Origin of the sequence: Coprothermobacter sp. (assembly GCA_013824685.1) — a bacterium.
Lineage (GTDB): Bacteria > Caldisericota > Caldisericia > Cryosericales > Cryosericaceae > Cryosericum.
Genome location: PNOG01000012.1, coordinates 88893 through 110325, shown reverse-complemented (window position 1 = coordinate 110325; position 21433 = coordinate 88893). Strand labels below are relative to the sequence as shown.

The window sequence follows — 21433 nt, the reverse complement described above, 5'->3', positions numbered from 1 at the left end:
CCGTGTCTGATTACGCCTTACTCGACGAACCCTCAAACTTAGTGACGACTTGTTCCCTCACGTCCTCTGAAACTTTCTGATAATGCGAGAACTCCATTGAGAACGAACCACGGCCCTGCGTCAGGGAACGCAGAATCGTCGTATACCCAAACATGGCCGCCAGGGGTGCCGATGACTCGACCACCTGCAGGTGCCCACGATCTTGAATCTGCTGGATGGTACCCCTTCTTGCTGTCACGCTACCGATGACGTCGCCGATATTCTCCTTCGGGACGACAATCTCGAGTTTCATGATAGGTTCAAGAAGGAACGGAGACGCCTTTGTGCAACCTTCGCGCAGCGCCTTGGAAGCAGCGATCTTGAAAGCCATTTCCGATGAGTCGACTGGATGATACGATCCATCCGTAAGCGCGACTGTCACGTCGACAAGCGGGAATCCAAGGATAGGCCCCGAGGTGACTGCTTCACGAACGCCGGCTTCGACAGACGAGACAAACTGTTTTGGCACCGAACCACCGACGGTCTTGTTCACAAACACGATTCCCGTACCACGCTCGCCCGGAGTGATTCTCAGGACGACGTCGCCATACTGGCCGTGTCCACCGGTCTGCTTGATGTACCTGCCCTGCTGGACGACTTCGCGGCCGATTGCCTCGCGGTATGCGACCTGCGGTTCGCCAACAGCGGCGTTCACCCCGTATTCCCGCAACAGACGATCAATGATAATCTCCAGGTGGAGTTCACCCATTCCCGAGATAATTGTCTCGGAAGTCTCCTCGTCCGTCTTGATGAGGAACGTAGGATCCTCGATCGCGAACTTGGCCAGTGACGCGGCAAGTTTCTGCTGATCAGCCTTGGTCTTTGGCTCAACCGCAACCGAAACCACCGGCTCGGGGAAATGCATGGTTTCCAACTGAATGAGCTTCTCTTCGTCGCACAGGGTCGTGCCGGTGATGACGTCTCTCGAGCCAACGATAGCCCCGAGATCTCCGGCTCCAAGTTCCTCAACATCCTCACGCTTGTTGGCATGCATCCGAAGAAGCCTGCTGACCCGCTGCTTGTCACCTTTGTTCGCATTCACGACGTATGAGCTGCTCCTCATGACCCCTGAGTAGACACGTACATAGGACAGAATACCAACATAGGGATCGGACACGATCTTGAAGACCAGAGCCACCAGAGGACCGCTCACGTCGCTCATGACGTCTACCTTCTCGTCAATCCCTGGAATCTTGCCGACAGCCGGCTTCACATCCAGGGGCGAAGGGAGATAGTCCACAATACCATCCAGCAAGAGCTGAATGCCCTTGTTGCGAAATGATGACCCGACGAACACTGGGACTATGAGATTCGCAATTGTTGCCCGACGAAGGGCAGGCCTGACATGATCCCACTCCATCGTGCCGGTAGCGACATACTCCTCCAAAGCTTCGTCGTCCACTTCGGCTACTGCCTCGATGAGCTGCTCGCGAGCTTCAGCAACCTGAGCAGCCTCACCTTCGTCCAGTTCGACGGTTTCGTAGGTTTCGCCGGTGGGGTCAGTAAGCAGGTACTTCCTGGCTTCCATCACGTCGAGGATTCCTACAAACGTATCTTCCTTTCCGACCGGCAGCTGCACCAAGGCAGGCCGTGCTCCAAGTTTCTCGCGAATTGCCGCAACTGTTTTCCCAAAATCTGCACCAACACGGTCGTACTTGTTGATGTAGACGATGCGCGGAACATGGTACTTATCCGCCTGACGCCACACGGTTTCCGACTGGGCCTGTACACCTTCGACGCTAGACAGGATGATGACACCCCCATCAAGCACTCTGAGAGCGCGTTCCACTTCTGCCGTGAAGTCCACGTGGCCGGGCGTATCAATGATGTTGATCTTGAATCCCTTCCAGAAAGCTGTGACAACAGCAGACTGAATCGTAATGCCCCGCTCACGCTCCTGGGGAAGGAAATCAGTGGTCGTATTGCCATCATCGACATTGCCAAGCTTGTACGTCGACCCGGTGTAGTAGAGAATTCGTTCCGAGGTCGTCGTCTTCCCGGCATCGATGTGAGCAATAATACCGATGTTTCGTATGTTGGTCAGATCGTTCTGATTAAGCATGCAGTGCCACTACCCTTCGACAGCGTTCCGACTCTACCAGCGATAGTGAGAGTAAGACTTGTTTGCCTCTGCCATCCTGTGGACATCCGACTTCTTCTTGAAGGCGGAGCCCGTCTCAGATACCGCGTCAATCATCTCATATGCTATTTTCTCGATCATCGACTTGCCAGCGCGTTTCTTCGCGGCATCGACGATCCATTCCATGCTCAGGTTGATACCACGGCGTGAGTCAACCTCGACAGGTACCTGAAGTGTGGCTCCACCGACTCGGCGGGGCTTCACCTCAACCAGGGGCCGGCATTTCTCAACAGCCTGCTGGAAGACTTCGATGCCAGGCTTTGCGCCCTTCCCGTCGATGAGCTTGATGGCTCCATACACAATACCCTGCGCCTTGACCTTCTTGCCCTTCTTGAGGATCTTGTTGATGAAGTGGTTCAACAGCTCGCTGTTGTAGATGGGATCAGCCTGAGCTGGCTTGCGGAACTGCCGCTTCTTCCTGGGCATTACTTGCCACCTTTCTTTGCTGCGGCGCCCTTCTTGGCTCGCTTGGCTCCGTACTTCGAACGTGCCTTCATGCGATTGGCCACGCCTGCGGTATCCAGTGTTCCACGAATGATGTGATAGCGCACGCCAGGCAAATCCTTGACCCTGCCGCCACGAATCAGCACCATCGAGTGCTCCTGGAGATTATGACCGATGCCGCCGATGTAAGCCGTGACCTCCATGCCGTTTGTCAGACGAACTCTGGCAATCTTGCGCAATGCGGAGTTAGGCTTCTTCGGTGTCGCGGTCTTGACCTGGGTGCAGACACCCCTCTTCTGTGGGCAACCCTTGAGAGCCGGAGTCTTTGTCTTGAACTTCGGCTGAACGCGGGGGGACCGCACCAGCTGGTTAAATGTCGCCATACAGTTTCCTCCTAAGGACGTAAATACACATCTCTAAATGATATGCAATAGGGGGCAAGTGTCAAGCTCTCGCCCCCTTGAAAAATCACACCCGCGCGGCCTGGACGTCACTCGCTCGACTCTCTGGCCGCATGTGCCCTAAATCTGATTCCCGCGAGTCTCCCGCACACGTTCTGCATCGGTCTTGCGCTTCTCAAACATGAGCTCTGGAGACGATGTACCAGCAGGAATCGACTTGCCTACGATGACTGCTTCCTTGAGGCCGGTGAGCCGGTCGATCTTGCCCTTGATAGCTGCGTCAGCAAGCACTCTTGGCGTCTCCTGAAATGACGCAGCGGACAGGAAACTATCCGTTTCGAGCGAGGATTTTGTGATACCCTGAAGCACGAGGTCGAACGACGCGGGCTTGCCACCCTGCGCACGGACCTTCCGGTTCTGTAACAGGAGTTCGTGCTTGCTCACGATCTGGTCGGTGAAGAACGTGGTATCGCCCGGGTCGACAACCTTCACTTTCTTCAACATCTGGCGAATGATCATCTCCACGTGCTTGACGTTGATATCGACACCCTGAGAACGGTAGACCTTCTGGACTTCCTGAACCAGGTAGCGGGCCGTCTCCTCGACGCCCACCAGCTCAAGGAGACCCTTGGGGTCGATGGAGCCCTCAGTAAGCTGGTCCCCTACTCGAACGTGCGCTCCATCCTTCACGCGGAACCTGGTCATCGGCAAGACTTTGAACTTGGCTTCGCCACCCGTTTTGGGCGTGACAACAATCTGCTTCCTCTCCTCGAGATTCTTCTCCTTGACATCGACGACGTGGAAGACACCATCCACCGTCGAGACGACCGCCTGCCCCTTCGGGGTACGTCCTTCGAAGATCTCCTCGACGCGAGGCAGACCGGTCGTGATATCGACGACCGCGATGCCTCCTGTGTGGAACGTGCGGAGGGTGAGCTGCGTACCGGGTTCACCGATGGACTGAGCCGCGATGACACCGACCGCCTCCCCGACCTGGACATCATTGCCGGTGGACAGGTCGCGGCCGTAGCACATGGCACAGACACCGTTCTCACTTTGGCACGTAATGGCAGAACGAAGGCGCACGCTGGTGATACCAAACTGCTCGATAGCAATCGCTGCTTCGTCACGAATGAGGCCGTCCTTGGGAACCAGAACAATATCTTCGTCCACGACCACCTCGACAGACGTGATGCCGGCGCGTTTCGTTGCCGCAAGCACCTTCTCAGTAAGCGTGTCTCCCTTCTCTGCAAGCGTCTTCTTTCCCTCAGCAGACACGATGTCGGTCGCAACGGGTCGGTCGAGGATACGTTCGAGCGTTGTCTTCGACCAGACAGGGTTTACCTTAATCGTCGATGCGCGAAGCACGATATCATCGGCTGCGTACCGGCCGGCAATCTGTTCGCGGAGACCGACGATGACGGCACCACCGTCGACGACAGGCTGAACAGTCAAGCCACCGACATACCGCTGGATCTTCAGGAACTTGAGGCCCAGGGCCTCCAGGCGTTTTGCCTGTTCCCACGAAATCTCCTCGCCGGGCTGGATGATGGTCTCCCCGGTCAGAGGATTGATGACCTGTTCGTCGGCAATCTTGCCCGCCAGCTCCTCCGAAAGGGAAGATACCACCAGATTGCCAATCTTGATCTCACGGGCCTGAGAGTGTGTGCAGTCTTCTTCGCGGACCACCAGTTCGTGCGCAACATCAACAAGGCGACGCGTCAGGTAGCCCGAGTCAGATGTCTTCAGTGCCGTGTCCGCCTGTCCCTTGCGGGTACCGTGTGTCGATAGGAAGTACTCGAGCACAGACAGACCCTCACGGAGATTGGACTTGATGGGGAACTCGATGATCTTTCCCGAGGGGTCCGACATCAAGCCTCGGATGCCGGTCATCTGCACGATCTGCTTCTTGCTTCCACGAGCACCTGAGTCAGCCATGATACGCACAGAGTTCTCTTCGGTAAGGTTGCGGAATACCGCCCGTTCGATCTCTTCGCCCTTGTCCTGCCAGACCTTCACCACCTTCAGATAGCGGTCGTTGTAAGACAGAAGACCATTGTCGTAGAACTCGTTGATGTCGCGGACGGACCTGTCGGCATCGTCGAGGATGTGCTGCCGTTCCGGCGGCACTTCCATGTCCGACAGTCCAATGGATATGCCCGAATCGGTCGCATACTTGAATCCAAGTGCCTTGATGTTGTCGAGAAGAACACAGGTCTTGGACACGCCAAACTGGCGCGAAAAGTCCAGGATCATCGCCTCAATCTCCTTCTTGGGCATCGTCTTGTTCTGGAAGGGGAAGTCACGATACTTGGCCTCGCCCTCGAAGATAGTTGCCCGGAGTTCATCGTTGAACACAACCCGACCTGCAGTCGTACGGATCTTCACGCCACCAAGGCGAACAAGGATCGGGTCATGGACGCGCAACTTCCCAGACTCGAAGAGGTAGAGGACGTCCTGTTCGCTGTAAGCAGGAGTGGAATTCCACTTCATCGCCTTCATCTTGTCCTTGATCTCATAGGTGAGATAGTAGGCGCCGAGCACCATGTCCTGAACGGGACCCGCCATAGGGTTGCCGCTTGCAGGTGAGAAGATGTTGTAGGACGAAAGCATCAGCAGGCGGGCTTCGGCCTGAGCTGCAAGACTCAGCGGAAGATGGATGGCCATCTGGTCTCCGTCGAAGTCGGCGTTGAACGGAGTGCACACGAGAGGCGATATCTGGATGGCCTTCTCGTCGATGAGGACGGGTTCAAAAGCCTGGATCGACAGACGGTGAAGGGTCGGCGCACGGTTCAGCAGCACGACGTTGCCCTTGACGACCTTCTCGAGGATACTCCACACTTCCGGTGTGGGCTTCTCGACGATGTCCTTGGCAACCTTCATACTGCCGACGACGCCTTCGCGCATGAGCCGGTAGATGACATGCGGCTTGAACAGTTCGAGCGCCATTTCCTTGGGAACGCCGCACTGACTGATCTTGAGCTGCGGTCCCGAGACAATGACGGCACGACCGGAATAGTCGACACGCTTACCCAGAAGGTTCTGACGGAATCGCCCTTCCTTTCCCTTCAGCTTGTCGCTGAGGGAGCGCAGGGGGCGGCCGTTCGCATTGACAACGGGATACTGACGCTTGCTGTTGTCCAGCAGAGCGTCCACGGCATCCTGAAGCATCCGTTTCTCGTTCTGCAGCAGGATCTCGGGGGCGCTCTCGTCAAGCATCTTCCCCAGGCGGTTGTTGCGGTTGATAACCCGACGGTACAGCTCGTTAAGGTCGTCGGACGCAAACCGGCCACCCTCCAGCTGAACGAGCGGCCGAAGGTCCGGCGGGATCACCGGGATGCGGGTCATGATCATGTCCGTAGGCTTCCGGCTATTGTTGATGAGAGCCGTGACCACATCCAGCTGCTTGACTGCCTTTGCGCGGTCCTGACGAGACTTGCCCTTGATCCGGACGAGGAGGTTGTCCCGCATCTTGTACAGGTCGAGGTCCTTCAGGAGTTCGAGGAACGCCTCGGCGCCCTTCTTGGCGACGAACTTCTCGCCCTTGAGACGGCGGTCGCGGTAGTCCTCATCCGGGAGGAGCAGCTTGCGCACCAGGCCCTCGGCATTGCCTGGGTCCAGGACAAGCCAGCTGCCGAAATAGACGACCTTCTCGACAGCCTTGCTGGGCATTTCGAGGAGGAGGGCAATATAGTTGACGGCGTTGCGGAAGTACCAGATATGTGCGACCGGAGCGTGAAGCTCGATGTGCCCCATGCGCTCACGGCGGACGTTCGAGTCAGCTACTTCGACGTGGCACTTGTCACAGACCTGCCCCTCGAAGCTTTTTCCCTTGAGCTTGCCGCAACGGCACTGAAAACTCTTGGTCGGCCCGAAGATGATCTCGCAGAATAGTCCATGAGGCTTCGGTTTGCCACTCCGATAGTCAAGCGTCTCAGCTTCGGCAACCTCTCCGTGTGACCAGCTGCGTATTTCCTCCGGTGAAGCCAAGTGGAGGGACAGAGCCTCGATCTTGTTGTTTCTCAATCTTCCTCCCTTCGAACTACTCTTCTTCCTCAGCGACCATGGTGGCCTTCGCGTCGGCGATGATCTTCTCAGCAATACGCTCGGGCACTTCCTCGTAGTGATTGACCTTCATCGAGTATGTACCGGTTCCCTGGGTAATAGATCCCAGGTCGATACCGTAGTTCAACATCTCTGCAAGCGGGACAGACGCCTTGATGATCTGCTTGCCCTGTACGTTCTCCATGCCTGAGATCTTGCCACGCTTGCTCGTAAGGTCACCCATGACGTCACCCATATACTTCTCGTCGACAATGGTTTCGAGCGCAACGATCGGCTCCAGCAGAATAGGATTGCACTGTTCGAATCCCTTCTTGAACGCCAACGATCCAGCCAACTTGAACGCCATTTCCGACGAATCGACCGGATGGTAGGACCCATCAACAACCGTAACCTTGATGTCCACAGCGGGATATCCGGCCAACTGGCCCTTGTTCATGGTCTCCAGCATGCCCTTCTCAATGGCGGGGATGTACTGTTTCGGGATTGCTCCTCCGAACACCTTGTTCTCGAAGACCCAGCCACCACCGCGATTGTTTGGTTCCATCTCAATCCAGCAATGACCGAATTGGCCGTGACCGCCAGTCTGCTTCTTGTGCTTTCCCTCCACGCGCGCCTTGCTCTTGATCGTCTCGCGGTATGGTACCCGGGGCACTTCCAGATCGATGTTCACGCCGAATTTCTTCTGAAGACGTTCCACGATAACCTGAAGATGGGCTTCACCCAAACCGCTGAGGATGGTTTCATGGGTCTCTGCATTCTTGTCGATGACCACGGCAGGTTCTTCTTCTTTGAGCCGGCTCAGGGTGGAGCTCAGCTTGTCGTCGTCGGCCCTCGTCTTCGGTTTGAGAGAACGCATGAGAAGGGGTGGTGAGAACACGATGGGCGCCAGGTCAAGAGGCATGTCTTTTGTCGAAATCGTGTCGTTCGTCGCAGTCTGTACCAATTTCGAGATGACGAGGATGTCCCCGGCGATTCCTTCGTCCGCCGGTTCCTGCTTCTTCCCAATCATGTGGAAGAGGCCACCGACTTTCTCGGAGACATCTTTCGTTCCGTTATAGATTTCGTGAGCGATCTTCCCGCTATAGACGCGAATGAACGACAACTTGCCGACAAACGGGTCCGACGTCGTCTTGAACACAAGCGCTGCTACACGCGCAGCCGGATCCGCCTTGACTTCCAGCATCTCCTCCGTACCCTTGCGAGTCGCCTGGACCGAAACCTCTACGGGCGACGGAGCGTAGGATGACAGAAAATCCATGAGGTAGTCGCAACCGACCCCTTTCAGGGCAGACACGCTAAGCACTGGGAAGACCTGCCGCCTCTTGAACGCTTTCGTGAAGACCATCGCGAGCTCGTCTTGAGTCAGAGCTTCGCCCCCGAGGTACTTTTCCATGATAGCGTCATCCGATTCCGCAACAGCTTCCGTGAGGGCAACGCGTGCCGACTCGTAGTCGGACCTGACAGCATCGGGAATGGCATCGGACACACTCGCCTCGTTGTTGCCGGCTGTGTACGCATGGACCTTGCCAGTGAGGACGTTGACAAACGAAGAGAAAGCAGGACCTGAGACAATCGGGATCGTCAGTACGGCGACCTTGTGTCCGAAAGCATCCTGCAACTCGGCAACCCGGGCATCGAAGTCGATATTCTCCAAGTCAACCTTGTTGATCACAAATGCGACGGGAATACGCTGTGCTTCGCACAAACCCCAGAAACGAGGGGTCTGGACTTCAATACCAGCCCCGGCGTTGATTGCGAGGAGTGCGGCGTCGGCTACCCTGACCGCTTCCTGTGCTTCTGTCATGAAATCGGCATACCCCGGGGTATCAAGCAGATTCAGGCGAACCCCTTTGTAGTCAAACTCGCAAAGGCCAATGCTTGTGCTGATGTGGCGTTTGATTTCCTCATCCAGGTAGTCGGAAACAGTAGTCCCATCTTCGACACGGCCGACTCTCTGGCTCGCGCCGGCATGGAAAACCAGGCGTTCTGTGATCATCGTCTTGCCAGAGCCGCCTTGTCCAACTAGCGCGAAGTTCCTTATGTCACTCGGGCTGAATCTGCTCACCTTTTCCTCCCCTAGAGAATGTTATTCGTTGTCTTCCAGCACTACCTTGGTGCTCTTCGCGTGGGTGTCCCCTGCCTTCGGCAGTGTCTCCAAGTCCAGCCCAAGCCCGCGAAGCTCCTTCACAAGAACGTTAAATGACTCTGGAGAACCCGTTTCGAAGAGGTTGTTTCCCTTCGTGAGACGTTCATACGCCACGCGTCTGCCCTCAAGATCGTCTGATTTGATCGTCAGCATCTCCTGCAGTACGGTCGAGGCACCATACGCCTCCAGGGCCCACACTTCCATTTCTCCGAAGCGCTGGCCGCCGAACTGTGCCTTGCCACCGATTGGCTGCTGGGTAATGAGGGTGTAGCGGCCAGTCGAGCGTGCGTGCATCTTGTCTTCGGCCAAGTGAATCAACTTGAGAATGTATGCTTCTCCTACGGTAACCTGGCTATCGAAGTACTTGCCATAGACCCCATCTCGAACGTCCTCTTTGCCGCTGTCGTTGAGTCCGGCCTTGCGAAGAAGGGCTTTGATCTCTTCCTCGTTAGCGCCGTTGAACACAGGCGTTACGGCGCGAACGTTCAACTTTCGGGCAGCGATACCCAGACTGGCCTCAAGGAGCTGGCCGATGTTCATGCGTGAGGGTACGCCGAGCGGGCTCAGGATAACGTCGACAGGCGTTCCGTCCTGCAGGAACGGCATGTCCTCCTCCGGCAGGATGCGCGTTATGACGCCCTTGTTTCCATGGCGTCCCGCGACTTTGTCTCCGACGATGATCTTGCGTTTCTTGGCGACATAGACCTTAATAATCCGTTCGACGCCGACAGGCAGAGCATCACTCGTGTTGTCTTTCGTGATCTCCTGAACGTCAATGACGACTCCGTCCTCTCCGGGAGGGACCTTGTAGGACGTATTCTTGTAATCACGGGCCTTGTCATGGAACAGAGCGAAGTAGACCCTGACCTCAGGGGATTCCTCCTGCTCAGCACGTGGCGTGATCTTGCCGACAAGAACATCCTCAGCCTTGACGTGCGCACCGACCTGAACCACGCCGCGCTCGTCAAGATGGCGCGCGAGTTCCTTGGAGACATTGGGTGGGTCCCGGGTGATTTCCTCTTTGCCGAACTCGGTCGACCTCACCTCGATCTTGTGCTCCTTAATGTGAATGGACGAAAGACTATCGTCGCGTACAAGACGCTCACTGACGATAACGCCGTCCTGGTAGTTGTACCCCCGCCACGGGACATATGCAACGAGGAGGTTCTTGCCCAGGGCAAGTTCGCCCTCTGCAGACGCATAGCCATTTGCGAGAAGATCGCCAACGTGTACTTCTGCTCCTGTGGAAACGGCCGGGTGCTGGTTGATACACGTATCCTGGTTCGTCCGCTTGAACTTCTGAAGCTCGAACACGCGAGCCCGGGGAACAGAAACATGGGTCACTCCGTTCTTCGCCATCAGAATCAGGTCATTGCGGGTCAGCTTTCTTCCAACAGCCAGCTTCCTGACCTTGGGCTTGCGAAGCTGAACGTCCTCAGCCAGTGTCTGGCCTGTAAGCGATCCGTTGACTCGGAAGAGCTCATAGCCTGCTGCCTTGGCAGGATCGTACGTCAGGATGCTCGCATTCTTATCCCTGGCAAAGAGGTCGCGGAGACTCTCCTCGCCGACTGTGCGGCCGATATTGGAGCTCAGGTCCTGCCCCGATGTCACACCCAGAATCCGATGGCCAAGAACCTGCTGCCCAATGGGAGTCATGGCAAGCATCTGCAGTTCGACCGACGTGGTCTCATCGCCTTCCTGTATCGGAAGAGAACGGATTTTCGCGTTGTTGATGAGGCGGCCAAGCAAAGTCTCAGTGATCTTTGTGCCGGCTTTGTGGACCTTGTTCTTGCCTTCCAGCACATCCTCAGCCAGCACGTTCCCGACCAGACCATCATTGATCTGCACGTCGAACAGGTCTGTCAGCGAATTCTGAACGATGGAGCCTGCGGGAACGAATTGAAACGATTCGACCCCGGCATCCGAAAGAACCTCGACCTGCTCGCGCGAAATCTCCGAGCCTATCAGTTTAAGAATATCCTCTGGGACACCGGCAGGAGCGAAGGAAATAGGCACCATGCGGACCTCGCCAAGAATGCCAGGCTCGTTTGCATCTGAAGCGAGCATGACGGGAATGACGTCCACCGGAATGCTGCCGGCCTGGAGGTCCGCCACATCAGCCAGAGGCGAAATGCGGATCTGCTCGGCATCCACATACGAGACGATCCCGTCCACATCGCTGAGCACGAGGTCCCCGTTGTCATGAACAACCCTGCCTTCCATGGCAGTCGAAACGCGGGCGCGATCGGGACGTACCAGCGGCACCGCCTGTCGCTGCATGTTGCAACCCATGAGAGCGCGGTTTGCATCGTCATGCTCAAGGAAGGGGATCAACGAGGCTGAAATCCCGAATATCTGCGACGGCAAGAGGTCAATGTAGTCGACCTTGCCTGCGGGAAGCTCTTTCGGGAGGATTTCGCCGCCTTCGCTGCGCTGCCGGGCGACAACCGTCTTCGAAGTCAGACGGCTCTTTTCATCAACAGCAGTATTGGCTTGAGCGATCGAATAGTACTCTTCCTCCTCGGCGTCCATATAGACAACATTCTTCTCGTCCTTGCGGCCCTTCTCGACTTTGGCATATGGCGCTGTGATGAATCCATACTGGTCGAGTTTGGCGTATGAACTCAAACTGTTGATAAGTCCTATGTTTCCGCCCTCCGGAGTCTCGATGGGGCAAATACGGCTGTAGTGGGAAGAGTGGATGTCCCGGACTTCCACGCCCGCCCGTTTCCTGTTCAGACCGCCTGGTCCGAGAGAGCTAAGCCGTCTCTTGTGCGCAAGACTTGATAACGGATTGATCTGTTCCATGAACTGGGATAGCTGACTCTGTCCATAAAAGTTCCTGATAGAAGAGATGACCGGCTTGGTGTTGAGGACATTCTGGAGGTTCATCATCTGCTCTGATGAGTAGATCGTGACCTTGTCACGGGTCGCCTTGGCTACCTTCAGCATGCTGTCCTGGATTTCCTCGGCAAGCAATTCCCCCACACGCCTGATACGACGGTTCGCCAGGCTGTCGATATCATCGAAGTTGGCTTTGCGCTCGCGGATATCAATCAGGTGCCGAATAATGGAAACATAGTCGTCTTTGGTCAGAACGGCAGAATCGCTGTCCGTTCCAAATCGTTTATTGATCTTGTAGCGGCCAATCGGCGTAAACGTGTTGTATGCTTGGTCGGTCAGAAGAGTCGAGAGCAGACTCTGCGCAGCCTCGAGCGTAAGGCGCTCCTTCGGCTGCATCTCCTTGAAGATCTGCTTCACCGCCTCTTCCTGATTCGCGGTCTTGTCAGCCTTGAGTGTCTTGACAATCCAGCGGTCAGGCTGCCTGCTGCTGACCAGGAACGATCTCGCGCCATGATTCTCGAGAAGGCTCATTGCTTTCCTGGTGATCGCAGCACCTTCCTTGATGATCTCCTTGCCCTTGGAATCCAGAAGTGGCTCGACAGCCGTATACTCGACCTGATCGAACATCGACCGAAGCTGTTCGGTGGATAGGCGCTCGGTCTTCTCGATGGTGAAAAGGCGCTCGATCTCCTCGTTGGACTCGATGCCAAGAGCCTTGAGCACCAGAGTCATGGGAACCTTGTGAGCCTTCTTCCGAAGGCGCGTATAGATGACATCATCCTTGCCGGCCTCAATTTCCATCCAGTTTCCCCGGTCAGGAATAAGGGTCACCATGTAGATCTGTGCGCCGGACAGTTTGTCCTTCCCGCCCTCGAAATAGACCCCGGGCGAGCGGACCAGTTGTGAAACGATCACGCGTTCCGCGCCATTGATGAGGAACGTTCCAAACGGCGTCATGAGGGGAATCTGCGTGATGATGAGTGGCTGTTCCCGTATCTCGCCGGTTTCCTTGTTGATAAGGCGGAAGTTGGCGCGAACCATCGCCTCAAAGCTCAGTCCTGCCTTGCGGCAGTTTTCCATCGACTTGGCGGGCCGTTCGATATCGTGATTCACATACTCGATCCGCAATTTGGCGGTGTCGATGGGGAACACTCTCGCAAAGATCTGAGCAAGACCTGGTCCCAGAAGCCAGTCATAAGACGTCTTCTGGAGCTGGAGGAGGTCGGGCATCGCGTAACTTGATTTGATTTTGGTAAAGTCTATAATATCTCCTGCCACGCGCATGGCTCTCCTTTCATATCGGTATGGAAAAAAGCGGTCAAATCAAAAGTCTACTCTCTTTTGTTTGACAGTCAACTGGGCTTTCTCCACGATTTTGTCGACTTCGTCAATCAGCCTCTCTTGTCAGGCAAACACCTCTTCACATTCTCATCTCTCGTGAGTACCTGTACAGCCAGGGGACAGGGGCTGCAATTCCCTCTTATCTTCACATTGTGCGCTCGAAAGCGGTCCGCACTGGCGCAACGAGTCAACCTACCGTCTGAACAGACCATATCGCACGAGCACGCCGACAAACCTGAGAGTGTCAGTGAGCGAGTTGATCTTGCTCTTTGCCTCCGTCCGGTAGATCGTCCGAGTCGGCACCCAGCCTATCCGATACCCTGCCCTGCCCATCTTGAAGATCACCTCGGTCTCCAGGTCGTACTTGTTCGCCTTCAGCGGCAGAGAGAGGACCGAAGTCAGCTTGTAGTAGCGAAAACCGTTCTGGCTGTCGCGGACGTTCTGCCCAAGGAACAGGCTGATGAGGGATGAAGACGCATGGTTCGCGAATCTTCGGATGAAGGGCATCGTCGAGACATTCGACATCCTATTTCCGACGACCATGTCGTAGCCTTGTTCAGCCGCAGCGATGAACAGTGGGATCTCAGCAGGGTCATGCTGTCCGTCAGCATCGATGGTAACCGCGCCATCATAACCACTATCGATGAGATACCTGAATCCAGTCTTGAGCGCAGCGCCCTTGCCCACATTGGACTCGTGGCAAAGGACGATGGCACCCGCAGCACGCGCGGCCCCAGCTGTATTGTCGGCAGAACCATCGTCGATGACCACGGTGGCGGTCACAAACGGACGCACCCCTTCCACCACAGCCGCGATGTTGTGTTCTTCGTTGAACGCGGGAATAACCACAGCGATTCTCATATGACGGTGCTCCAGAAATCAAAGAAATTCAGAAACTGTGTGGGATCCTGGTCAACAATGGCCTCGTACTGTTGCACGAAGTCCACGACAAAGGCTCGCACCCAGGACCGCTCGTCCGAGGCTTCCGGGTTGATTGGTCGGCCAAACTCCAGCAGAAACCTGCCGTCTTGCTGTCGTATAAGGAAAACAGGAATCCCGACGAGCTTCCTGCGAAAAGAAAGCAGTGCTGCCCCACGGGGAAAGCGGACTGGATGCCCAAAGAACTCCACTTCCTCGCCACTGCCAGTGTAGTCTCTGTCGGAGACAATGGCCGGCACTTCGCCCTCTGGTAGATGTCGGAGGAGCTGCCTGAATCCAAACCGAACGTCGTGGGCCGTCACTCCAAAACGAACACGGAGCAACTCATAGAGCCGCTGGACGACCCGGCTGTTCTGCGTGAGCGCAATCGCGTGTGTCCTGTAACCGCCAAGGCCAAACATCGCCCCGGCCAGCTCCCAGTCTCCATAATGCCCGCCAACCAAGCAGAACGGCCTGCCAGCGGATCGCTGGTCGAGTAGCACGTGCATGTCTGCAAAGTTCACGATCATCGATTCGATGCGGACATCGCTGGTGGACGGTATCCCAAAGAAGTCGACCAGGTTCATGCCAGCCTGTTCGAACGTCCGCAACGCCAACCGTGACAGCTCCCGATGGCTCACTTCGGGCCGCATGATTCTCAGGTTCGCGAAGACTCCTCGCCTCTGCCTCGCGTTGAAGGCAAAGTAGCCCCACGCAATGAACTGGGCAATGACCCGTTTGAGCCAAACGGGCAACACAGCGGCGATGCGGAAGGCGACAACATACCAGAAAGCCATCGCCTAGGAGCCCTCCGATCCTTCGAACGCGGCGTACCAGAGCAACCCGATGAGTGTCTTTGCATCATTCATGCGCCCGTCGCGGCATCGTTCAATGGCTTCGGTGACAGGCATCAGTACTGGTCTGACGAACTCGTCGGAATCCATCTCGGTGGGACCATGCCGAAGACCCTTCGCAACATACAACGTCAGTCGTTCATCGACGAAGCCGGGGCTGGGCCAGAATTCGATACACTTCTTCCAGGAGCTCGCAATATATCCGGTCTCCTCACGAAGTTCCCGGCGTGCGGCAGTGAGAAAGTGTTCCCGCACGTCACGGCGCCCAGCCGGGATCTCAAGCATGACCATCTCGGGGGCTGGTCTGTATTGGCGCACAAGGACGACACGATTGTCGGCCGTCAATGCCACGACACAGACAGCTCCGCCCGCATATGTCACGACATCCCGATGAGCAACGCGGTCGTCCGGCAGTCGGACGACCTTGTCCAGTACCTCTATGGACTTCCCGAGATACGCCTGTCGACATGACAAGACCGCCTCGAACATACGCTGACGTGTCTTCAATGAGACCGGATCATCTCCTTGATTTTCAGAAGCCTCGTGGTGTTTGCCCGTTCATTCTCGTCCAGTTTCGACGAAATGAACCGAATCGTCTCCTCAAGGTTGGGGATCATGACATACTCGAGGGCATTCACCCGCCGCCGGGTTCGCTGAATTTCCTCCGCCATCAGGCGTATGCTTGCCTCAATCTGAGCTAGCTTCACGATGGACGGGATCAACTCGTACAGCCTCAGAAGAGAAGCTTCCACCCCGGCTCCCTCCAGTCCGGCGAATGACGGAGACTCGAAATCTGAGATCGAGAAGGACAGCGCAGGCAGGGCCACATTCATGACGGTCTTGGTTCCTGCTTCAATATCCAGACGAGTAGAGACTGTCCGCGAGAGAAGCTCCACAACGACCGCGGGGTACGTGGCGGTTTGACCCTTGAACCCAGCCAGTGCGTCCGGCAGTTCGTGGTCAACGTGCGCCCGATAGTCACCATACTCCTCTGCAAGCCTGATGAACGTCTTCATGAGACCCTCGAGCTTGTCCTTGAGAAGCTTGTGACCCCTCCGAGCAAGAACAAAACGCTTCTGCATCCGCAGAAGTTCCATTCTGGTCGGGTTGACCTTGAGGATCATCGCTTTGCCTACGCCGTACGCTTCGGCATGTACTTCTCTATCATGGCTGGCGAGACACGCTTCAGTTCCTGCAGTGGCAGCATCGAAAGAAGTTCCCACCCGATGGACAGGGTCTGTTCGATCGACCGGTCCTCGTCGCGGTCTTGCCGGACAAAACGACGTTCAAACTCATCCGAGAATTTCACGAAGGTCCGGTCCGTCTCTGTCAGCGCCGACTCGCCGAGAACAATTGCAAGCTCCTTGGCATCGCGTCCTCGGGCGTAGGCGGCGAACAACTCGTTGAGAAGGCCAGAATGATCCTCGCGCGTCTTGCCCTTGCCGATACCCTTGTCCTTCAGCCGCGAAAGCGAAGGCAGCACATCGATCGGCGGGTAGATGCCCGCCTGATGCAATGACCTGCTCAGGAAGATCTGACCCTCGGTAATGTAGCCCGTGAGGTCCGGAATGGGATGCGTCTTGTCGTCTTCTGGCATCGTCAGGATTGGCAGCTGCGTGATCGACCCCTTCTTGTCCTTGATGCGGCCGGCTCGCTCATAGATTGTAGCCAGATCCGTATAGAGGTATCCCGGATAGCCGCGCCTGCCCGGCACCTCTTTCCGCGCTGCGGAGATCTCGCGCAGAGCTTCACAGTAGTTGGTCATGTCGGACAGGATGACCAGAACGTGCATTCCGAGTTCGAAAGCCAGGTACTCGGCGGCGGACAGTGCAAAACGAGGAGTCGCTATGCGCTCGATGACCGGATCATTTGCCAGGTTCATGAACAGAACCGACTGATTGATTGCACCACTCTTCCGAAAATCCGATATGAAATAGTCAGCTTCTTCGAATGTGATGCCCATCGCGCCAAAAACGACGGCGAACTCGTCAGTTCCGGAAAGCACCCGAGCCTGCCTGGCAATCTGTGCAGCGATCTCGGCGTGAGGAAGACCGCTGCCCGAAAAGATCGGCAGCTTCTGGCCCCGCACAAGGGTATTGAGCCCGTCGATTGCAGAGATGCCCGTCTGTATGAACTCGTCGGGGTAGTCGCGCGCATACGGATTCATGGGGTCGCCATTGATGTCCAGCACTTTCTCGGGGAGAATCGGGGCAACTCCATCGATCGGTGCTCCGAGTCCGTTGAACACCCGGCCCACGATGTCACGCGAGACCCCGAACTGCAGCCCGTGTCCAAGGAATCGAGTCACTGTCTGACCGGTGTCCATTCCCGACGAACCCTCGAAGACCTGGATCAGGACCGTTCCGCCTGAGACCTCGAGCACTTGCCCATGTCTCAGACCAGAAATCGTGCGCAATTCGACGAGCTCACCGTACTTGACATTCTGAGCCCCATCCAGAAGGACGAGCGGCCCCACGATTTCGCGAACTGTTCGGTAATCCCTATTCATGGTACTCCTCCCGTGCAGTCGTGCCCATCTCCGACAGAGCCTCAAAACCCTTCCCTATCGAGTTCTCAAGCGTGTCGAAGGCAGCAAGGTTCGCCTCGGGAATGTTCTTTGAGCGAGCGATGTCGATTCTGACCGGCATCGCGAGCACAGCGCCAAGTGGTACGCCCCCCGACGCCGCCTTGCCCGCCAGATGGCTCCACAACATGATGACGTCAAGCATTCGCAACTGCTTGCGGAGAGACGTGTAGCTGTCGCCCTCAGTGAAAGCTCCCTGCTGCAGGAAGTCCTCGCGTATGGACTTCGCCGATTCCAGGACCAGGCGGTCCGGGACAGATAGCGCGTCGACACCAACGAGACGAACCAGTTCCTGCAGCTCCGCTTCCTTCTGAAGCAGAGCTCGAACCTCGTGGATGTCCTGACTCCAGCGCTCGCCGAGTTCCTTGTCGTAGAAGCGCTCGAGGAGGTTGCTGTAGAGCGAGTAGGACTGAAGCCAGTCGATCGCTGGGAAATGCCGTGCGTATGCAAGACGAGAATCGAGCGCCCAGAAGACCTTGACCGCCCTGAGGGTAGCCTGAACCACCGGTTCGGACAAATCGCCACCAGGAGGAGACACGGCCCCGATGACACTCAGACTGCCTTCTCTAGGCTGGCTGCCAAGGCTCATGGATCTCCCGGCGCGTTCGTAGAATGCTGCCACCCTTGATGCAAGGTAAGCCGGATAGCCCTCTTCACCGGGCATTTCTTCCAGCCGTCCAGAAATCTCACGCATGGCTTCTGCCCACCGCGACGTGGAGTCTGCCATCAGAGCGACGCTGTAGCCCATGTCACGGAAGTACTCTGCAATCGTGATGCCAGTGAAAACCGAAGCCTCGCGAGCTGCGACCGGCATGTTGGATGTGTTGGCGATGAGGACTGTACGATTCATGAGAACCTCGCCGGTCTTCGGGTCCTTGAGCTGTGGAAATTCCTGCAAGACGTCCGTCATCTCGTTCCCACGCTCACCACAACCAACATAGACAATGATGTCGGCATTCGCCCACTTTGCCAGCTGATGCTGGATAACGGTCTTGCCGCTGCCGAAAGGTCCGGGAACACAAGCCGTCCCGCCTTTGGCAACAGGGAACAGGCTGTCAATGACGCGCTGCCCGGTCACCAGCGGAGCGTCCGGGGCCATGCGCCGCGTATAGGGCCTGCCATTACGGACTGGCCACCGCTGGATCATGGTCATGGGTCGCTCTTCGCCCGACTCGGTTCGCAGGACTGCGACGGGTTCCTCGACGGTGAAATCGTTCTCTGCTATCGAGGCGATCCGACCCACCAGACCCCTGGGGACCATGATCTGGTGCAGGACAGCCCTGGTCTCCTGGACCGATCCGACAATGTCTCCTTCGACGACGGCGTCATCGAGCTTCACGCATGGAACAAAGTGCCACTTCCGGTCGCGAGGCAGTGCCGGAAGAGCCACACCACGGGGAATGAAGTCGCCATACTGCGCACGGATAGCGTCGAGCGGCCGCTGGATTCCGTCATAAATCGAAGTGATGAGACCCGGCCCGAGTTCGACAGTAAGAAGGCTCCCTGTCTGGACAACAGGTTCGCCCGGCCCGACACCGCTTGTCTCTTCATAAACCTGGATGCTGGCCATCTCGCCTCGAAGCTCGATAATCTCACCAAAGAGCTTCGCATCGCCGACGCGCACCAGTTCATACATCTGCGGGTTCGTCAGCGCCTTGGCGACAACGAGCGGTCCGGCAACCTTGACGATCTCACCGTGTGTCATGGCTTTTCTCCTCCGTCAATTTTCCAACTAGGTCAATGCCTACCGCATTCTCTATAAGACGTCTCACGGCAACAGTCGCTGCACCTGAAGCTGATGAAGTCACTGGGACTACCAGCACGACGGGCACAACCAGTCTGCGCGCCGCCGCCGACCCAGACCACACATCCGCCACATCGGACGTCAGCAGGACCAGCCCGAATCCCCCCGAACGAACAATCGACTGAACGGCCTGGGATGCCTGAAGACCGTCCTCGACCACAGTGCCCGCAAAACCCAACGCTTCGAACGCTCCGACAGAGTCGCGCGTCGTTACAACCGCCGCCTTGCTCACAACGCCCCTCCGGACCCATCAACACGCAGCCCGCCGGACGCTGCCGCTTTCAGAAACCGCCGTAGTGACCAGACTTCTCGCCTGAAATCGACCAGAAAGGCAAAGACGACCGCAACTCCGTACGGTTCAAATCCCGTCGCTTCAGGGCGTCCGACAAGCCATGACTCCAGGGCGTCCTCAAGCATCTGCATCCGCTCCTCGGCAGTGTATCGCCGTCCAACGGCGAGTACCCATGCCGACGCTTCTGGAACAAGGTCCGCCGGCTGGAGCATGTCCCACGAAACACCCTGGATGCGCTCCACAATCAACGCAAGCGACACACGTATCTCCGGCTTCAGAAACGGCAACAGTCTCTCGAGAGGTGCTCCAACGCCGGATGCGCTGCGAAGCTTCATTTTCAGTGCATGCCCGGCCAACATGAGCTTCAGCAGGCCATCCAGGTATGACATAACAGCAGGGTGTCCATAGATGGCTGCCAGACCCTCCAGCGTCGATTCGAAGGAGAAGTCGAACACTGTCTGGGCGTCGGAAGCCGAAGCTCCTGCCTGCGCTGCTTTCAGCCCCTCTGAGAGCGAAACTCCAAAAACCGATTCGGCAAGCAGCCCAGGAGAACTTCCCCCCATCTGGATGCGCGCACAGTATGCTGCGTACTCACTGCTTGTTTCATCAGTGCATACCCCGGCATCCCCACCAAGAAGAGCTTCGGCCAGACCGGCTTTCGCGTATTCTTTCTCATCAAGGGTTGCGAGCAGGTATGGAAGGAAGGTCTCCGGCAAATCACGGGTCGCTTGTGCCAGAAAGGCCAGCCACGTGCTCTCGACCCTCGCCAGAACTTCACCTGCCGACATGTCGCTCCCAATGGGTGCGTAGGCGCCGCGATTGAGAGCTGCCAGCAGAGACTCGGCCTTGCCCGTCAGCGATGCACGCCGAAGCTCCTGAACCGGAAGGAGCAACCCTCGCCTGACAGAAAAGGAGCCCGAGGCGTACGCATAGTCGGTCGAATCAGCCTGATGCGGGACAACCGGAGAGATCATTTCTTGTCGCCAAACAGGACTTGTGCGACCTCAACGAGCGTGCCCTCTCGGAGGCCGCTGGACGCTGCCGACAGGGTCAAGTCAAGCTCCGCCTGGGCAAAGTGGACAATGAAACCTCCATCGCCGTCGGCGAGCACAGCATCGATACGTACATCCATCCCATCCTCACGCTTGGGCAACAATGCCCTGATGATGGACTCATCCCGATGTCGACACTCGATGGAGAGGGGCAGCTCTTGTCCCATCTGCTCCACAGCCCGCTTAAGATACGCACGATAGAGAGCCTCATCGTTCCTGACGTTCTGTTCGAGCTCCAGGTAGAGTCCTTCAAGCAGTTCCTGCTTGCGCTTGAGGATGGCGTTTCTCAACTCGATCTTCAGCGCAGCAGCTTTGGTCACGATGTCACGGTCCCGGATGGCGCGATGCTTCGCCACCCGCATATTGGCCTGTTCCTCCAGCTGTCGCCTCTGACTATCGACAAGTTGTGAAGCCTGGACAGTGGCGGCCTCGATGAGGGCGGTCGCCTCCGCAGTCGCCTCCTGGAGAACCGCAGCTCTGAGTTCCTCGGTTCCCATGTGCAAGACGTC

General features: G+C 56.8%; 15 protein-coding genes. All 15 read right to left on the bottom strand.

Translation table 11 applies throughout. The features are described from left to right. Positions 1 to 10: 10 nt before the first annotated feature. Positions 11 to 2101, bottom strand: coding sequence for an elongation factor G (gene fusA / locus C0398_04725; protein ID MBA4365294.1), 2091 nt, complete (start codon positions 2099 to 2101; stop codon positions 11 to 13). 33 nt (positions 2102 to 2134) lie between these two features. Continuing rightward, on the bottom strand, positions 2135 to 2605 hold the full coding sequence (locus C0398_04720) for a 30S ribosomal protein S7 (protein ID MBA4365293.1): 471 nt from the start codon (positions 2603 to 2605) through the stop codon (positions 2135 to 2137). Further along, the gene (locus C0398_04715; GenBank protein MBA4365292.1) at positions 2605 to 3006 is read right to left on the bottom strand and encodes a 30S ribosomal protein S12; all 402 of its coding nucleotides are present in this window, start codon (positions 3004 to 3006) and stop codon (positions 2605 to 2607) included. The genes C0398_04720 and C0398_04715 overlap by 1 nt, the downstream gene beginning before the upstream one ends. Positions 3007 to 3144: 138 nt before the next feature. Then, positions 3145 to 7152 (bottom strand): DNA-directed RNA polymerase subunit beta', encoded by a 4008-nt coding sequence (gene rpoC / locus C0398_04710; GenBank protein ID MBA4365291.1) that lies wholly within the window; start codon positions 7150 to 7152, stop codon positions 3145 to 3147. Continuing rightward, on the bottom strand, positions 7067 to 9154 hold the full coding sequence (locus tag C0398_04705) for an elongation factor G (protein MBA4365290.1): 2088 nt from the start codon (positions 9152 to 9154) through the stop codon (positions 7067 to 7069). Before C0398_04705 ends, rpoC begins: the two co-directional genes overlap by 86 nt. A 21-nt stretch (positions 9155 to 9175) precedes the next feature. Beyond that, a complete protein-coding gene (locus C0398_04700) occupies positions 9176 to 13363 on the bottom strand; it encodes a hypothetical protein (protein MBA4365289.1) in 4188 nt (1395 codons plus the stop codon). 249 nt (positions 13364 to 13612) lie between these two features. After that, positions 13613 to 14281, bottom strand: a complete 669-nt coding sequence (locus tag C0398_04695; GenBank protein MBA4365288.1) for a glycosyltransferase family 2 protein — start codon at positions 14279 to 14281, stop codon at positions 13613 to 13615. Then, the gene (locus C0398_04690) at positions 14278 to 15135 is read right to left on the bottom strand and encodes a hypothetical protein (protein ID MBA4365287.1); all 858 of its coding nucleotides are present in this window, start codon (positions 15133 to 15135) and stop codon (positions 14278 to 14280) included. The genes C0398_04695 and C0398_04690 overlap by 4 nt, the downstream gene beginning before the upstream one ends. 3 nt (positions 15136 to 15138) lie before the next feature. After that, the gene (locus tag C0398_04685; protein MBA4365286.1) at positions 15139 to 15681 is read right to left on the bottom strand and encodes an ADP-ribose pyrophosphatase; all 543 of its coding nucleotides are present in this window, start codon (positions 15679 to 15681) and stop codon (positions 15139 to 15141) included. Positions 15682 to 15695: 14 nt separating this feature from the next. Further along, positions 15696 to 16316: a V-type ATP synthase subunit D gene (locus tag C0398_04680; protein MBA4365285.1), complete on the bottom strand. Its 621-nt coding sequence runs from the start codon at positions 16314 to 16316 to the stop codon at positions 15696 to 15698. A gap of 8 nt (positions 16317 to 16324) precedes the next feature. After that, positions 16325 to 17701 carry a V-type ATP synthase subunit B gene (locus C0398_04675; protein MBA4365284.1) on the bottom strand — a complete coding sequence of 459 codons (1377 nt, stop codon included), beginning with the start codon at positions 17699 to 17701 and terminating at the stop codon, positions 16325 to 16327. Beyond that, positions 17694 to 19481, bottom strand: a complete 1788-nt coding sequence (locus C0398_04670; GenBank protein ID MBA4365283.1) for a V-type ATP synthase subunit A — start codon at positions 19479 to 19481, stop codon at positions 17694 to 17696. The genes C0398_04675 and C0398_04670 overlap by 8 nt, the downstream gene beginning before the upstream one ends. After that, positions 19468 to 19812, bottom strand: a complete 345-nt coding sequence (locus C0398_04665; protein ID MBA4365282.1) for a hypothetical protein — start codon at positions 19810 to 19812, stop codon at positions 19468 to 19470. Before C0398_04665 ends, C0398_04670 begins: the two co-directional genes overlap by 14 nt. After that, positions 19809 to 20846 (bottom strand): hypothetical protein, encoded by a 1038-nt coding sequence (locus tag C0398_04660; GenBank protein MBA4365281.1) that lies wholly within the window; start codon positions 20844 to 20846, stop codon positions 19809 to 19811. The genes C0398_04665 and C0398_04660 overlap by 4 nt, the downstream gene beginning before the upstream one ends. Then, the gene (locus tag C0398_04655) at positions 20843 to 21421 is read right to left on the bottom strand and encodes a hypothetical protein (protein ID MBA4365280.1); all 579 of its coding nucleotides are present in this window, start codon (positions 21419 to 21421) and stop codon (positions 20843 to 20845) included. The genes C0398_04660 and C0398_04655 overlap by 4 nt, the downstream gene beginning before the upstream one ends. Positions 21422 to 21433 lie beyond the last annotated feature (12 nt).

Excerpts from the sequence above, each read along its gene's own strand:
- C0398_04670 (MBA4365283.1), bottom strand. The coding sequence starts at position 19,481 with ATGACACACGGTGAGATCGTCAAGGTTGCCGGACCGCTCGTTGTCGCC.
- C0398_04660 (MBA4365281.1), bottom strand. The coding sequence starts at position 20,846 with ATGATCTCTCCGGTTGTCCCGCATCAGGCTGATTCGACCGACTATGCG.
- C0398_04715 (MBA4365292.1), bottom strand. The coding sequence starts at position 3,006 with ATGGCGACATTTAACCAGCTGGTGCGGTCCCCCCGCGTTCAGCCGAAG.
- C0398_04675 (MBA4365284.1), bottom strand. The coding sequence starts at position 17,701 with ATGAATAGGGATTACCGAACAGTTCGCGAAATCGTGGGGCCGCTCGTC.
- C0398_04700 (MBA4365289.1), bottom strand. The coding sequence starts at position 13,363 with ATGCGCGTGGCAGGAGATATTATAGACTTTACCAAAATCAAATCAAGT.
- C0398_04690 (MBA4365287.1), bottom strand. The coding sequence starts at position 15,135 with ATGGCTTTCTGGTATGTTGTCGCCTTCCGCATCGCCGCTGTGTTGCCC.
- C0398_04680 (MBA4365285.1), bottom strand. The coding sequence starts at position 16,316 with ATGATCCTCAAGGTCAACCCGACCAGAATGGAACTTCTGCGGATGCAG.
- C0398_04695 (MBA4365288.1), bottom strand. The coding sequence starts at position 14,281 with ATGAGAATCGCTGTGGTTATTCCCGCGTTCAACGAAGAACACAACATC.
- C0398_04720 (MBA4365293.1), bottom strand. The coding sequence starts at position 2,605 with ATGCCCAGGAAGAAGCGGCAGTTCCGCAAGCCAGCTCAGGCTGATCCC.
- C0398_04655 (MBA4365280.1), bottom strand. The coding sequence starts at position 21,421 with ATGGGAACCGAGGAACTCAGAGCTGCGGTTCTCCAGGAGGCGACTGCG.
- C0398_04685 (MBA4365286.1), bottom strand. The coding sequence starts at position 15,681 with ATGTTCGAGGCGGTCTTGTCATGTCGACAGGCGTATCTCGGGAAGTCC.
- fusA (MBA4365294.1), bottom strand. The coding sequence starts at position 2,101 with ATGCTTAATCAGAACGATCTGACCAACATACGAAACATCGGTATTATT.